The sequence below is a fragment of the Streptomyces sp. NPDC038213 genome (genome assembly GCF_055600495.1).
The window spans coordinates 267586-282407 of record NZ_JBVJYM010000002.1 but is presented as its reverse complement, the minus strand read 5'-3'; the positions used below and the strand labels follow the sequence as shown (position 1 = coordinate 282407).

Genomic DNA, 14822 nt, shown 5'->3' with positions numbered 1-14822 from the left:
TGCCGGTGGATGAGATTCGGAGTGACTTCCCACATGTCTGACATGTTCGACAGCAGGACCGAGACGACCGGAGCGCAGGCGGCGGGTGGCCGCCACCGCGGGGGCGCCGCGCAGACCGAGGACGCCGCGGCACCGGCCCAGGGCCGCCACCGCCGGCCGGCGGCCGCTGCCGCCGGAGTCCCGGCCGGGGCGGGCGCGGCGGCCAAGGAGCCGGCGGCCGTCTGACCCCGGCACACCGGCACGGCCGCGGGCGCAGGCCTACGGCGCACAGCGGGCCCGGGACCGATGGACGGTCCCGGGCCCGCTGCACGTCGCACGTCGCACATCGGACGAACTCGCCGGCACCCACGCGGCACCGGCAGGCGCCCCGCGCACGGGGTGCTGCGCGCACCCCGCCCGCGTCACCCGTCGTGCTTGAGCCCCAGCACCTCCGCGGCCGCGAAGGTCTCGCCCGCGGGCCGGGACGCGTAGTGGGGGCTCAGCAGCCCGTCCAGCTCCTCGTACGAGAACACCTCCTTGGAGGTGTCGAACTTGGCCGCGACCCTGGGACGGTCCATCACCACGACGATCCCGCCGTGCACCACGAACAGCTGCCCGTTGACCCCGGCCGCGGCGGGCGAGGCCAGGTAGCCGACGAGCGGGGCCACGTGCTCGGGCGCCAGCGCGTCGAGCCTGCCCTCCTCCGGCACCTGGAAGCCGGCGAACACGTCCTCCGTCATCCGGGTGCGCGCCCGCGGGCAGATGGCGTTGGCCGTCACCCCGTACTTCGCCAGGGCCAGGGCCGTCGAGGTGGTGAGGCCGACGATCCCGCCCTTGGCCGCGGCGTAGTTCGGCTGTCCGGCCGAGCCGCCGAGGAAGGCCTCGGAGGAGGTGTTGACGATCCGCCCGTAGACCGGGCCGCCCGCCGCCTTGGACCGCTCCCGCCAGTGCGCGGCGGCGAAGTGCGTGGTGTTGAAGTGGCCCTTGAGGTGGACGCGGATCACCGAGTCCCACTCCTCCTCCGACATGGAGAAGACCATCCGGTCGCGCAGGATCCCGGCGTTGTTGACGAGGATGTCGAGCTTGCCGAAGCTCTCCACGGCCAGCGCGACGAGCTCGCGGGCCTGGCCGAAGTCGGCCACGTCGCCGAGGTGCGCCACTGCCCGGCCGCCCGCCGCGCGGATCTCGGCGACCACCTCCTCGGCGGGCGCGGCCGAGGCCTCGCCGGAGCCGTCGCGGCCGGGCTGGCCGAAGTCGTTGACGACCACGCCCGCGCCGAGCCGGGCGAGCTCGATCGCCTCGGCGCGCCCGAGCCCGCGGCCCGCACCCGTCACGACGGCGGACAGTCCCTCAAGTGGCAGTGCCATCTGGCTTGATTCCTCTCGGATCAGAGGTGGTCTCTGACTCAGATCTCGATGCAGGTGCGCAGGGCCGTGCCGGTCCGCATCTGGTCCAGGGCGTCGTTGATCTCGCCGAGCTGCACCCGGTGGGTGATCAGTCCGGCCAGGTCCACGCGGCCGGCCCGCCACAGGGCGATGGTCCGCTCGTAGGAGCGCAGCACGTCCCCGCCGCCGTACAGGGAGGGCAGGATCCGCTTCTCGTCGAAGAACAGCGAGAACATGTCGATCTGGAAGTTGTCGTCGAGGGCGCCCGCGCCGACCACGCAGACCGTGCCCCCGCGCCGGGTCATGTCGTACGCCGTGCGCGCGGTCGCGGACTTGCCGACCACCTCGAAGACGTAGTCGAAGCCCTCGTTGGCGGTGATCCGGGCCTTGGCGTCGGCGAAGGCCTCCGGGGAGACGGCCTCGGTGGCGCCGAAACGCAGGGCGGCCTCCCGCCGGGACTCCACGGGGTCCACGGCGATGATCTGGGCGGCGCCCTGCACCTTGGCGCCCTGGATGGTGGACATCCCGACCCCGCCGCAGCCGATCACGGCCACCGAGGCGCCGGCCGAGACCCGTGCGGTGTTGATGGCGGCGCCGAGGCCGGTGGTGACCCCGCAGCCGATGAGCGCGGCGATCTCGTACGGTACGTCGTCCGGGATGGGGACGGCGCAGCCCGCGGCGACGACGACCTCCTCCGCGAAGGTGCCGGTGCCCGCGAAGCCGAAGACGTCCCCGCCGGGCCGCTTGAAGTTGGCGACCCCCGCGTTGACCAGGCTCGCCAGGCACAGGTGGCCCTGGTCGCGCCTGCAGGAGGCGCACTGCCCGCAGGGCGGCAGCCAGCAGACGAGCACGCGGTCGCCGGGCTTGACGTGGGTGACCCCGTCACCGACGTCGAGCACCTCGCCCGCGCCCTCGTGGCCGGGGACGAAAGGGGCGGGCTGCGGGAGCACGCCGCTCATCGCGGAGAGGTCGGAGTGGCACAGTCCGGTGGCCCGGATGCGGATCTTCACCTTGCCCGGCCCGAAGCCGACGGCCTCGATGTCGTCCACTACCTCGAGCTTCGTCTGGCCTATCTCGGTCTGGAGTGCTGCGCGCACGGTGCGGCTCCTTGTGGGTTGAAGCGGTGACGCGTGTTCGCTGTACGGGTGTGCAGTTCTCGGGGTGCGGGGTGCCGGGTGCGGGCTCGGGCCGTACGGGCGTACGCGCCTGCCCCCGCCCGCGGCTACGCGTGCTCGACCAGGGTGTCGGCGAGGACCGGCGCGTCGTCCCTGTCGACGGCGGTCACCGACACCCGGACGGATCCGGGCTCCTGCCACATCCGGATGCGCAGGGTCTCGCCGGGGAAGACGATCCCGGCGAAGCGGGTGCTGTACGCGCGGACGCGGGAGACGTCCCCGTCGAGCACGGTGTCCACGACGGCTTTGAGGGTCATGCCGTACGAGCACAGGCCGTGCAGGATCGGCCGGTCGAAGCCGCCGAGCTTGGCGAACTCGGGGTCGGCGTGGAGCGGGTTCCAGTCCCCGGAGAGCCGGTAGAGCAGGGCCTGGTCCTCGCGGATGGTCTTCTCGACGGTCCGGTCGGGCTCCCGGTCCGGGTCCCCGCCGCGGGCCGAGGGGCCGCGCTCCCCGCCGAAGCCGCCCTCTCCGCGGACGAAGATCTGGGCGTCGCTGGTCCACAGCGGGCCCTCGTCGTCGGCGACCTCGGAGCGCAGCACGATCACGGCGGCCTTGCCCTTGTCCCAGACCGCGGCGACCTTGGAGCTGCTGGTGGCCCTGCCCTTGACGGGGATGGGGCGGTGCAGCTCGATCCGGTGCCCGCCGTGGAGGACGTGGGCGAGGTTGACCTCGATGCCGGGGGCGCCGAGGCCGCCGAGCATGGCCATGCCGGCGCCGGCGACGGTGGCGAAGCTGGGCAGGACGTGGAGCTTGGACTCCAGGGTGTAGCGCAGCTCGTCGGGGTCGGTCGCCGGGGTCCCGGCGCCGAGTCCGAGGTGGTAGAGCTGGATGTCCTTGTGGTCCCAGCCGATCTCGCTCTGGCGGGGGTCGGCGGCGAGGGCCCTGGCGGCGTCGATCGGCATCTGGAGGCTGCTCCTTGGGTCCGTTTCCGAGCTGGAAGACCTCGGTGCGGCCGTCCGCACCGTCGGCCGCACCGAGGTCGTTTGCGGGGCCGGCCACCCACTAGAACGCGTTCTAGGAAGCCGACGAGCCCTATGTATAACGCACCCCCCGGGAGTTGGGAAGACTCCTGACGCCATGTCAGCTCTGCCGGAAGCAGGCGCGTTGCCCGCCCGGACGGGGCGGGCGGCCTACCCTGGGGCGGTGACCGAAATGCCCCAGAACCTCCGCCCTGCCAAGTATCTGCGCGTACTGCTGGCCGGCCCGGACGGCGGGCTCGCCGTGCTGCTCGGGCTCCAGTACGACATCCAGGTGGTGGCCCACCTGGACCCCGGGGACGACCTGCTCGCCGCCGCGCAGGCGACGCGGCCGGAGGTCGCGCTGGTCGAGGACCCGGAGGCGGTGGCCGCGCTGGCGGCGGAGGTGCCGGACTGCCGGGTGCTGCTGCTGACGGGGTCGGCGCATCCGGGGCTGTTGCGGGCGGCGCTGGATGCGGGGGCGGCGGGGCTGCTACTCCGGGACGTCCCGGTGGACGACCTGGCGTCCTCCATCCGGCGCGCCGCCATGGGCGAAACGGTCATCGACCCGTCCCTCCACGACCCGGACCAGCCCTGACCCGGACCCGTCCGGACCAGCCCGGGACCCCGGTCCGCTGCGCGGGGCCTTCCCCTACCCGCCCCTCCCCGAACTGGGGCTCCGCCCCAGACCCCGCGCCTCAAACGCCGGCGGGGCTGGGATGTGGCTGATACCGCCGCGCAGGGCTGATGGATTTGCGCAGCAAAATCCAGCCCGCGCGGCGTTTGAGCGCACCGGGCGCGGAGCGCACGGTATGGGGGTCCGGGGGCCTGCCCCCGGTTTCGGGAAGGAGGGGGTCCCCCCGGACGGAGTCTGGGGGCGGGGTGGGGATCAGACCCCCGCCCACCGGGACCCGGGGTCAGCGGCGGAGGAGGGTGACGACGGCGGCCCCGCCCAGACCGATGTTGTGCGCGAGAGCAACCCGCGCCCCCGGCACCTGCCGACCCCCCGCCTCCCCCCGCAGCTGCCACACCAGCTCCGCCGCCTGCGCCAGCCCCGTCGCCCCCAGCGGGTGCCCCTTGGAGATCAGGCCCCCGGACGGGTTGACGACCCACCGCCCGCCGTACGTCGTGGCCCCGCTCTCGACCAGCTCGCCGGACGCCCCGTCCGCGCACATGCCCAGCGCCTCGTACGTCAGCAGCTCGTTCACCGAGAAGCAGTCGTGCAGCTCGACGACGTCGACGTCCTCGATGCCGAGCCCCGAGCGCTCGTAGACCTGCCGCGCCGCCGCCGCGGTCATCGGCTTGCCGACCACGTCGATGCAGGAGCCCGAGGAGAAGGACTCCCCCGTGTCCGTGGTCATCGCCTGGGCGGCGATCTCCACCGCCCGCCCCTCCAGGCCGTGCTCGGCCACGAAGCGCTCGGAGACGACCAGGGCCGCCGCGGCCCCGTCGGAGGTCGGCGAGCACTGGAGCTTGGTGAGCGGGCGGTGGATCTGCTTCGCCTCCAGCACCTCCTCGACCGTGTAGACGTCCCGGAACTGCGCGTTCGGGTTGGCGGCCGAGTGCCGGTGGTTCTTGGCGCCGACCGCCGCGAGCTGCGCGGCCGTGGTCCCGTACCGCTCCATGTGCTCGCGGGCGGCGTTGCCGAAGATCTGCGCGGTGGGCGGGGACATCTCGAAGCCGTGGCCGGCGGCCATGATCCCGTAGTGCCGGGCCACCGGCGAGGTCTTGAAGTCGCCCCCGTCGGCGCCGCCGCCCAGCGCCCCCTTCTTCATCTTCTCGAAGCCGAGGGCGAGGACGCAGTCGTTGATGCCGCCCTCGACGAACTGCCGGGCCATCATGAGGGCGGTCGCGCCGGTCGCGCAGTTGTTGTTGACGTTGTAGACGGGCACCCCGCTCAGCCCGAGCTCGTAGGCGGCCCGCTGCCCGGCGGTGGAGGCCTGGAAGCAGTAGCCGACGGGCACCTGCTCCACGAGCCCGTAGTCGATCCCCGCGTCCGCGAGGGCCGCCTGCCCGGCCTCCTTCGCCATGTCCCAGTACTGCCAGTCGCGTGATTCGGGCTTCTCGAACCGCGTCATCCCGACCCCGACGATGTACGCCTTCACGGTGCGTCCCTTCCTGGTGCGTCAGTCCCTGGGGAGGCCGAGGATCCGCTCGGCCACGACGTTGAGCTGGACCTGCGTGGTACCCCCGGCGATGGTCAGGCAGCGGGACATGAGCATCCCGTGCACCGCCCGCTCCCCCGCCCCCTCGCACACCGCGCCCGCCGGGCCGAGGAGTTCGAGGGCGAGTTCGGCGGTGCGCTGCTGGTGCGGGGTCTGGACGAGCTTGCGTACGGAGGCCCCGGCGCCCGGCTCCAGCCCGCCGACCTGCTGGAGGGTGGTCCGCAGGCCGATGCAGGCCAGGGCGTGGGCCTCGGCGGCCAGCTGCCCGATCCTGGCCCGGCAGGCCCCGTCCAGGTCGGCGGAGCGGGAGAGCAGGGCCTCCAGCCCGGTGTCGAAGCTCATCTGGTCGGCCATGTGGACGCGTTCGTTGCCGAGGGTGTTGCGGGCCACCCGCCAGCCGCCGTCCGGCTCCCCCACCAGGGCGTCGGCGGGCAGGAGCACGTCGTCGAGGTAGACCTCGTTGAAGAGGGCCTCGCCGGTGATCTCCTTGAGCGGGCGGACCTCGATGCCGGGGGTGTTCTTCATGTCGACGAGGAAGTAGCCGAGCCCCTTGTGCTTGGGGGCCGCGGGATCGGTGCGGGCGAGCAGGATGGCGTGGTCGGCGGTGTGCGCCGAACTCGTCCACACCTTCTGCCCGTTGACCTTCCAGCCGCCGTCACCGGTGCGTTCGGCGCGGGTGCGCAGGGCGGCGAGGTCGGATCCGGCCTCCGGTTCGGAGAAGAGCTGGCACCAGGTGAGCTCCCCGCGCAGGGTGGGCAGCAGATAGCGCTCGCGCTGGGCGGGGGTGCCGTAGGCGATGAGGGAGGGAACGACCCAGGTGGCGATGCCGAGTTCGGCGATCCGCACCCCTGCCGCGGCCATCTCCTGCTGGATGACGAGCTGTTGGGCGGGTCCGGCGCCGAGCCCGTAGGGCGGCGGCAGGTGCGGGGCGGCGTACCCGGTGGGGACGAGGACCCGGCGGGCGGCCGCCGGGTCGAGTCCGGCCGCGTCGGCGGCGGCCCCGCGGGCGGCCTGCCGGTGTGCCTCGGCCTCGGCGGGGAGCTCGGTGCGCAGCTCGCGCCGGGCTCCGGCGGCGGCGAGCCGGACGGCGCGGGTGCGGTGCCCGTCGCCGGCGCCGAGGAGCTGCCGGGCGACCAGGGCGCGGCGCAGGAAGACGTGGGCGTCGTGCTCCCAGGTGAAGCCGATGCCGCCGAGGATCTGGATGCAGTCCTTGGCGCAGGTGTACGCGGCGTCGAGGGCGGTGGCGGCGGCGAGGGCCGCGGTGAGTCCGCGGACCTCGGGGGCGAGGGCGGGCTCGTCGGCGGCGCGCACGGCGTCCCAGGCGGTGGCCCGGGCCTGTTCGAGGCGGACGAGCATGTCGGCGCAGAGGTGTTTGACGCCCTGGAACTGCCCGATGGGACGGCCGAACTGCTCGCGTACCTTGGCGTGTTCGACCGCGAGGTGCAGGACGCGGGCGGCGGTGCCGCAAGCGTCGGCGGCGAAGAGGGCGCAGGCGAGGTCCCGTACGAAGGCGGTGTCGACGGCGAGGACCCGGTCGGCGGGGACCACGGCGCCGCGGGCCCGGACCTCGGCGGTGGGGCGGGTGGGGTCGGCGCTGTCATGGGTGCGGACGTCCAGTGCGGCGGCGTCCACGGCGAGCCAGACCGCGCCGTGGGCCGCTTCGGCGGCGAGCAGCAGGAGGTCCGCCTCTCCCGCGCCGAGTACGGGCGGTGCGGTCCCGTCGAGGAGGTAGCCGCCGCCCTCCACGGCCACGGCGGTCAGGGCGCCGGGCCCGAGGGCCAGGGCCCCGATCCGGCTGCCGTCGGCGAGTGCGCCGGCGAGGTCGGGGCGGCCGGCGCGGGCCAGTACCACGGAGGCGCAGGCGTTGCCGAGGAACGGGCCGGGGAGGGCCCCGGCGGCGGCCTCCTCGACGACGACGGCGAGATCGAGGAGGGTGCCGCCCTCCAGGTGCGGGGCGAGCAGGCCCTGCGCGGCCAGCGCGTCCCACCAGCCGGGCCGGCCCCCGGCCGGGGGCGGGGAGTCGAGCAGCTTGCGCACGTCTTCGGGCGGCACGGTCCGCGCCGTCCAGCCGCGCACGGCTTCGGCCAACTCCCGCTGTTCCGCTGTGATTCCGATGCCCATGCGCGGCAGAGTAGAACACGTTTCATTCTGACGGAAGGTCAGATACGGGGTGTCCGCCCGGCGGCCCGACCCGGCGGGCGCCGCCCCGGCGTGGAGGACTACCGGGCGGTAGGGCAGCATGAGGGCCCCGTCACCCCCGACCGGCCCCGACCCCTGACCCCGGAGGCACCCCATGGCACCCACGGCCGCCGCACCCCAGCCGGAGATCCTCGCCGCATTCGAGGCGGCGAAGGGGTTCATGCCGGTCCGGGAGGGGCTCGCGCTGTACGCCGCCGCCGTGGAGGCCGCCGCGCTCGGGCTGCCGCTGCTGGAGGTCGGGACGTACTGCGGCCGCTCCACCATCCTGCTCGCGGACGCCGCGCGGTCGGCCGGGCTGGTCGCGGTCACGGTGGACCACCACCGCGGGAGCGAGGAGCAGCAGCCGGGGTGGGAGTACCACGACCCGACCGTCGTGGACCCGGAGGTGGGGCTGATGGACACCCTGCCGACCTTCCGGCGGACCCTGCACGCGGCCGGGCTGGAGGAGCACGTGCTCGCCCTGGTCGGGCGGTCGCCGCAGGCGGCGCGGGTGTGGGGCGGGGAGCTGGGGCTCCTCTTCATCGACGGCGGGCACACGGACGAGCACGCCGTGAACGACTACGAGGGGTGGGTGCCGCACCTTGCGGTGGGCGGGGCGCTGGTCATCCACGACGTGTTCCCGGACCCGGCGGACGGGGGGCAGGCCCCGTACCGGATCTACTGCCGCGCGCTGGCCTCCGGCGCCTTCACCGAGGTCTCGGTGACCGACTCCCTCCGCGTCCTGCGCCGCACGGCCCCCGGCCTCTGACCCCGGGTCCCGCTGCGCGGGGCCTGTTCCCCTACCCACCCCTTCCCGAAACCGGGGGCAAGCCCCCGGACCCCCGAACCGTGCGCTCCGCGCCCGGTGCGCTCAAACGCCGCGCGGGCTGGATTTTGCTCCGCAAATCCATCAGCCCTCCCGGCCCCATCAGCCACATCCAGCCCCGCCGGCGCTTGAGGCGCGGGGTCCGGGGCGGAGCCCCGACACCCAGCCCGCCGGCGCTTGAGGCGCGGGGTCTGGGGCGGAGCCCCAGGAACGGGAACGGGCGGGTAGGGGAACAGGCCCCGCGCCAGCGGGAGCGGGGGCGGCGCGCCGAGGGCGGCGCGGGGGGACCCGGGTCCGGGCCGGGAGGATTAGCATCACGTCGTGCCGTACGACGAGAGCCCCCCGCCCCCGGAGTCCTCCACCTCGATCGCCCCCGGCCGCGACCGCTTCGGCCGCCGCTCCACGGCCGCCGTCGCCGTGGCCGTACTCGCCCCCGTCTGCCTCGCCGGCTGGCTGCTGGCCTCGGTGTTCGGCGATGCCGGACCGGAGGGCAGCCGGCCCCCGGTGCTCCCGCTGCCGACCGCCGACGCCAAGGCCGGGGCCAGCGCCCGGGCGGGCACGGAGGAAGCGGCCTCCCCGTCCGCACCCGCGCCCGCATCCGTACCGGCCACGGCCGCCACCCCGGCCGCCTCGGGCAGCAGCGCCCCCGCCCAAGGCGCCGGCCCCCTCGCCGGCCGTACCGTCGTCGTGGACCCGGGGCACAACCCCGGGAACTTCCAGCACTCCCGCGAGATCAACTCGCTCGTGAACATCGGCACCGGCCGCAAGGAGTGCGACACCACCGGAACCACCACCAACTCCGGCTACAAGGAAGCCGAGTTCACCCTCGATGTGGCCCGCCGCCTGCGCGCCGAGCTGGAACGCCAGGGCGCCCGCGTGGTGTTCACCCACGAGGCCGAGCGCCCCTTCGGCCCGTGCATCGACGAGCGGGCCCGGATCGGCAACGAGGCCGCGGCCGACGCCGTCGTCTCCGTCCACGCCGACGGCTCCTCCTCAGGCAACCGCGGCTTCCACGTGATCCTGCCCGCCCGGGTCAAGGGCGGGGCCGCGGACACCGTCGCGATCGTCGGCCCCTCGCGCGAGCTGGGCGAGCGCATCGCGGGCAACTACGTGCGCACCACCGGCATGGCGCCCTCCAACTACGTCGGCGGCGGTACGGGCCTGGTCGTGCGCAGCGATCTCGGCGGCCTCAACCTCTCGACCCGCCCCAAGGTGTTCGTCGAATGCGGCAACATGCGTGACGCCAAGGACGCGGCGCTGCTGACGAGTCCGCAGTGGCGGCAGAAGGCGGCGCAGGGCATCGCGGACGGCATCGTCGGCTTCCTCGGCGGGTAGTCCTGCCCCGTCGGGGGGTGCTTCCCCGGCGCGCGGCCCGGCGGCCCGGTGCCCCGGGCCGCCGCCGGCGGCCGGCATCCGTACCATGGTGCCGCCCGTCCGCGCGCGACCGCGCCCGAGGCACCACGAGACGACGACGACCGAGACCGAAGAGGACACCAAGTGAACATCCGCTCCCTCACAAGAGGCGACGGCGTGGTGATCGGAGCAGCGGTTCTGCTGTTCATCGCCTCGTTCCTCAATTACTTCACCGCGGATTGCAAGGGGATCGACGCGTGTGAGGACAGCCTCCCCAACGCCTGGGACACGGACAAGATCTACCTGGTCCTGCCGTCGATCTTCCTCATCGGGCTGATCGGCGCCGGGCTGCTGCTCGCCGGCCGCTTCCTGCCCGAGGGCCGCAAGCTGGGCCCGCTGGGCCTGGACGGCTGGGGCGCGGCGCTGGCCGTGGTCGCCTTCTGGTCCTCGCTGTGGTCCCTGATCCTCAGCCCCGAGGGCGTGGACCTGGGCGCGGGCGCGTACCTCGCCTTCCTGGCCACGCTGGCGCTGGCCGCCGTGACGCTGGTCGGCTCGCGGGTGCCCGCGCTCGCCGGTGCGCTGCTGCCGGCCCCCGGTCCGCAGCCCGTGGCCCCGTACGGCGGACAGCCGGGCCAGGGCGGTCCGGGGCAGCCCGGCGGCTACGGCTACCCGGGCGGTCCCGGCCAGGCCGGGCAGCCGGGCGGCGGGTACGGCTACGAGGCGAGCCAGGGCGGCCCGGCGGGCCAGCCCGGTCCGCACGGCCAGCCGGGCGGCCACCCGGACGCGCAGCCCGCGGCGGACTTCGCGGCGTTCTGGTTCGCGGTGCCGGTGGCGCGCCCCCTGTACGCGGAGGACGGCTCCGGTGCGGCGATCGCCGAGCTGGCGCCCGGCACCTGGTACCTGGCCGTGGCGCAGCACGGGCCCGCGGGCCTGGTGGCGCAGACCCAGGACGGGCGGCGCGGCGTCCTCCAGGACACCTCGGAGATCCAGCGCGGCTGATCCGGCGCGGCTGATCCGGCGCGGCCGGTCAGGCCGGGCCCCGTACGACGAACGGCCCCCCGCCCTTCCGGGCTGGGGGCCGTTGCCCTACAGTCCCCTGACGGGCCGTCAGATAACGGCGGGACCGCCGCCCGGACCATCGCCGGACCGACCACCGGAGGGGACCATGCGCCTCGGACTCGCGCTCGGCTACTGGGGCCGCGGCCCCGGTGCGGACCACCTCGACCTCGCCACCGAGGCCGAGGACCTGGGCTACGACTCGGTGTGGACCGCCGAGGCCTGGGGCTCGGACGCCTTCACCACCCTGACCTGGATCGCCGCCCACACCTCGCGGATCCGGCTCGGCACCGCCCTCGCGCAGATGGCCGCCCGCACCCCCACGGCCACCGCCATGCAGGCCCTCACCCTCGACCACCTCTCCGGCGGGCGGATGGTGCTCGGGCTCGGGCTGTCGGGCCCCCAGGTGGTGGAGGGCTGGTACGGGCGCCCCTTCCCGGCGAGCCCGCTGACGGCGACCCGCGAGTACGTGGACGTGGTCCGCCAGGTGCTGCGGCGCGAGGGCCCGGTCGTCCTCGACGGGCGCTTCCACAGCCACCCGTACCGGGGCGCCGACGGCACCGGACTCGGCAAGCCGCTCAAGCCGATCACCCACCCGCTGCGCGCGGACCTGCCGGTCCTGCTGGGCGCCGAGGGCCCGAAGAACATCGCCCAGACCACCCGGATCGCCGACGGCTGGCTGCCCCTGTACTGGTCGCCGTTCCGCCCGGACGTCTACCAGGCCTCCCTGGAGGGGCTCCGGGACGGGTTCATGATCGCGCCGATGGCGCGGGCGAAGGTGTGCGCGGACGTGGCCGAGGGGCTGCTGCCGGTCAAGGCCATGCTGGGCTTCTACATCGGCGGCATGGGCCACGCGGCCCGCAACTTCCACGCGGACCTGATGGCCCGGATGGGGTTCGGGGAGGAGGCCCGACGGATCCAGGAGCTCTTCCTCGCCGGCCGCCGGGAGGAGGCCGTGCTCGCCGTACCCGACGCCTTCGCCGACGAGATCTCGCTGGTCGGCCCGCGGGAGCGGATCGCGGAGCGGCTGGAGCTGTGGCGCAAGGGGCCGGTCACCGACCTGCTGGTCACCGCCCCGGACCCCCACACGCTGAGGGTCCTGGCCGAATTGAACTCCTGACGGCACCGGACCCGCCGGGCCGCCGCGGACCCACGCGCCGGGGCCGCCGGACCCCCACCCGGGTCCGGCGGCCCCGTACCCGCCTCCGCCTCCCTCAGCCGCCCAGCTGGGAGGCGCTCGGCACCTGGTCCTTGACCTCGGCGCCCGCGCTGCTGCCCGCGCTCTTGATGTCGTTGATGACCTTCTCGAAGGCGCCGACATCCGATTCGCTCGCCTCGCCCTTGCGCAGCTTCGTGCCCAGGTCCTTGAGGGAGTCGATGCCCGCCGTCAGCGGGGCCACGGCCTTCGACAGCAGCTCGTCGCCCTTGGCGTTGTTCACGGCGGCCTTGAGCCGGTTGTACGTGAAGGCGCCCGCGAGGCCCGCCTTGACCAGCGCGAGCCGCCGGCCGTCCGCGCCCTGCTTGAACTTGCCGTCGCGGTAGGGCTTCACGATCCACTGGTACGTGGCGCCGGCCGCGAGGCCCGCGTTCGCCACGAACCTCGTCTTCGCGAACTTCTGCTGCTCCGCCGAACTGCTGGGCGTCGCGCCCGAGGCCGTGTCCTTGTCGTCGCCTCCGCAGGCGGTCGCGCCCCCGATCAGGGCGAAGGACAGCAGCAGGGCCGTGAGGGCCCGGCGGATCGGTGCGGTACGGGATACGGGCACGGCGAAACCTCCGGCGCGGTTCCCCCCGGGCGGCTGCCGGGGCGGGGTGCACGGGGTGCACTCCCCGCAGCCTCACCCGGCCCCACCCGGTCCGCCACCCGGGGGACGGGGGCGGGTAGCCCGTACGGGTGAGGACCCGTACGGGCAAGGCGCGCCGGGGCGGCGGCCTCAGCCGCAGCAGTCGGGGTCGAGCCCCGCCGGGAGCTCCGCGCCGCCGAAGACGGCCGTGGTGGCCGGGTCCCCGCCGAGCGCGGCCACCGCCAGGAGCAGCGAGCCCGCGGTCCAGGTGGTCAGCTCCTGCGGCCACACCGCCCGGTCCTCGAAGACGTAGCCCGTCCAGTACATGCCGCCCTCGGCCCGCAGGTGGGCGATCGAGCGCAGGACCTCCAGGGCCCGGTCGGACTCCCCCGTCGCCCAGAGGGCGAGGGCGAGTTCGCAGCTCTCGCCGCCGGTGACCCACGGGTTCGGCAGGACGCAGCGCACCCCGAGGTCCGGGACCACGAACTCGTCCCAGCGCTCCTCGATGCGGGCCTTCGCCTCCGCGCCCGTCAGCGCCCCGCCGAGGACCGGGTAGTACCAGTCCATCGAGTAGCGGTCCTTGTCGAGGAAGCGCTCGGGGTGGCGGCGGATCGCGTGCGCGAGGGCGCCCGCGGCCAGCTCCCAGTCGGGCTGCGGCTCCTCGCGGTGCGCGGCGATGGCCAGGGCGCAGCGCAGTGCCTGGTGGATCGAGGAGGAGCCGGTGAGGAGGGCGTCGGTGACGGGGGTGCCGTCGGCCTCGCGCTTCCAGCCGATCTGGCCGCCGGGCTGCTGGAGGCCGAGGACGAACTCGACGGCGGCGTAGACGGCGGGCCACATGCGGTCGAGGAAGGTGTCGTCGCCGGTGGCGAGGTAGTGGTGCCAGACGCCCACGGCGATGTAGGCGGTGAAGTTGCTCTCCTTGCCGGCGTCCTGGGGCGCGGCGGTGTCCACGCCCGCGGGCCGGTCGGCGTAGGCGGCGTACCAGGAGCCGTCGGGGTTCTGGTGCCGGGCGAGCCAGTCGTAGGCCCGCTCGGCGGCGGCGTGCTCGCCGGCCGCGTCGAGGGCCATGGCGGCCTCGGTGTGGTCCCACGGGTCGAGGTGGTGGCCGCGGAACCAGGGCAGGGCCCCGTCCCCGCGCTGTACGGCGAGGATGCCGGCGACGGTCTCGGCGGCCTGCTCGGCGGTCAGGACCCCGGGCAGGACCAGGTGCTCCGTACGGCCGGGCGTACTCACTGGGCCGCGCCGGAGGGGAGGTGGGGCTTGGTGGCGTAGGCCACGAAGCTCTTGCCGATGACGGGGTTGAGGGCCTGCTCGGCGAGGCGGGTCGCGAGGGGCTTCTTCATGATGTCCCAGACCAGCAGCTTGTGGTACGCGCGGACGGGCAGGGCCTTGTCGTTGTCCACGCCGAAGGCGCACTTGAGCCACCAGTACGGGGAGTGCAGCCCGTGGGCGTGGTGGGTGCCGTAGGGCTTGAGGCCGGCGCCCTCCATCTTCTTGAGGAGCTCGTCGGCCTTGTAGATGCGGATGTGGCCGCCCTCGACCTCGTGGTAGGCGTCCGAGAGGGCCCAGCAGACCTTCTCGGGGCCGTAGCGGGGCACGGTGATCGCGATGCGGCCGCCGGGCTTGAGGACGCGGACCATCTCGGCGAGCACGCCCTTGTCGTCCGGGATGTGCTCCATGACCTCGGAGATGATCACGACGTCGAAGGACGCGTCGGGGAAGGGCAGGGCCAGGGCGTCGCCCTCCATGGCGGTGGCGGTGGCCCCCGCGGGGGCCTCGCCGGCCTCCTTCATGGCGGCGAACCACTTGGCGACCTCGCGGATCTCCTCGGCGTTGCGGTCGAGCGCGACGACCTGGGCGCCCCGCCGGTAGCACTCGAAGGCGTGCCGGCCTGCGCCGCAGCCCAGATCGAGCACGCGGTCGCCTGCTGCGAGCGGGAACCGGGAGAAATCGACGGTCAGCACGGGG

Annotated in this window: 14 protein-coding genes; 6 read left to right on the top strand and 8 right to left on the bottom strand. The window is 74.5% G+C overall.

Features of this window, described 5'->3' with window-relative positions; genetic code table 11:
- Positions 1–33 precede the first annotated feature (33 nt).
- Complete coding sequence (locus tag ACZ7JZ_RS03990) at positions 34–225, top strand: hypothetical protein (RefSeq protein ID WP_470932898.1); 192 nt, start codon at positions 34–36, stop codon at positions 223–225.
- A 176-nt stretch (positions 226–401) separates the two neighbouring features.
- On the opposite strand, the gene ACZ7JZ_RS03985 is transcribed toward ACZ7JZ_RS03990, so the two are convergent.
- From ACZ7JZ_RS03985 to ACZ7JZ_RS03975, 3 genes are all read right to left on the bottom strand, one after another.
- On the bottom strand, positions 402–1346 hold the full coding sequence (locus ACZ7JZ_RS03985; RefSeq protein WP_470932896.1) for a 3-oxoacyl-ACP reductase: 945 nt from the start codon (positions 1344–1346) through the stop codon (positions 402–404).
- A 38-nt stretch (positions 1347–1384) separates the two neighbouring features.
- Positions 1385–2461, bottom strand: a complete 1077-nt coding sequence (locus ACZ7JZ_RS03980) for a Zn-dependent alcohol dehydrogenase (protein WP_470932894.1) — start codon at positions 2459–2461, stop codon at positions 1385–1387.
- Positions 2462–2586: 125 nt separating this feature from the next.
- Complete coding sequence (locus ACZ7JZ_RS03975) at positions 2587–3441, bottom strand: MaoC/PaaZ C-terminal domain-containing protein (RefSeq protein WP_470932892.1); 855 nt, start codon at positions 3439–3441, stop codon at positions 2587–2589.
- Between the two features lie 250 nt (positions 3442–3691).
- Between ACZ7JZ_RS03975 and ACZ7JZ_RS03970 the strand changes: the two genes are divergently transcribed.
- Complete coding sequence (locus tag ACZ7JZ_RS03970; RefSeq protein WP_470933387.1) at positions 3692–4093, top strand: response regulator; 402 nt, start codon at positions 3692–3694, stop codon at positions 4091–4093.
- A 319-nt stretch (positions 4094–4412) separates the two neighbouring features.
- Here ACZ7JZ_RS03970 and ACZ7JZ_RS03965 read toward each other — a convergent pair whose 3' ends face one another.
- Positions 4413–5600, bottom strand: coding sequence for a lipid-transfer protein (locus ACZ7JZ_RS03965; protein WP_470932890.1), 1188 nt, complete (start codon positions 5598–5600; stop codon positions 4413–4415).
- A gap of 21 nt (positions 5601–5621) precedes the next feature.
- Complete coding sequence (locus ACZ7JZ_RS03960; protein ID WP_470932888.1) at positions 5622–7781, bottom strand: acyl-CoA dehydrogenase; 2160 nt, start codon at positions 7779–7781, stop codon at positions 5622–5624.
- 172 nt (positions 7782–7953) lie between these two features.
- Here ACZ7JZ_RS03960 and ACZ7JZ_RS03955 point away from each other — a divergent pair, with 172 nt between their 5' ends.
- From ACZ7JZ_RS03955 to ACZ7JZ_RS03940, 4 genes are all read left to right on the top strand, one after another.
- Complete coding sequence (locus ACZ7JZ_RS03955) at positions 7954–8607, top strand: class I SAM-dependent methyltransferase (protein ID WP_470932886.1); 654 nt, start codon at positions 7954–7956, stop codon at positions 8605–8607.
- Positions 8608–8985: 378 nt separating this feature from the next.
- Positions 8986–9999 carry an N-acetylmuramoyl-L-alanine amidase gene (locus tag ACZ7JZ_RS03950; protein ID WP_470932884.1) on the top strand — a complete coding sequence of 338 codons (1014 nt, stop codon included), beginning with the start codon at positions 8986–8988 and terminating at the stop codon, positions 9997–9999.
- Between the two features lie 162 nt (positions 10000–10161).
- A complete protein-coding gene (locus ACZ7JZ_RS03945; protein WP_470932882.1) occupies positions 10162–11016 on the top strand; it encodes a hypothetical protein in 855 nt (284 codons plus the stop codon).
- Positions 11017–11182: 166 nt separating this feature from the next.
- On the top strand, positions 11183–12193 hold the full coding sequence (locus ACZ7JZ_RS03940) for an LLM class F420-dependent oxidoreductase (RefSeq protein WP_470932880.1): 1011 nt from the start codon (positions 11183–11185) through the stop codon (positions 12191–12193).
- A 94-nt stretch (positions 12194–12287) separates the two neighbouring features.
- Here the strand turns inward: ACZ7JZ_RS03940 and ACZ7JZ_RS03935 are convergent, their stop codons facing one another.
- From ACZ7JZ_RS03935 to ACZ7JZ_RS03925, 3 genes are all read right to left on the bottom strand, one after another.
- Complete coding sequence (locus tag ACZ7JZ_RS03935) at positions 12288–12836, bottom strand: hypothetical protein (protein WP_470932878.1); 549 nt, start codon at positions 12834–12836, stop codon at positions 12288–12290.
- A gap of 168 nt (positions 12837–13004) precedes the next feature.
- Positions 13005–14087, bottom strand: coding sequence for a prenyltransferase (locus ACZ7JZ_RS03930; protein WP_470932876.1), 1083 nt, complete (start codon positions 14085–14087; stop codon positions 13005–13007).
- Entirely contained in the window at positions 14084–14818 is a 735-nt protein-coding gene (locus ACZ7JZ_RS03925; RefSeq protein ID WP_470932874.1) for a class I SAM-dependent methyltransferase, read from the bottom strand. Before ACZ7JZ_RS03925 ends, ACZ7JZ_RS03930 begins: the two co-directional genes overlap by 4 nt.
- Between the last annotated feature and the right edge of the window lie 4 nt (positions 14819–14822).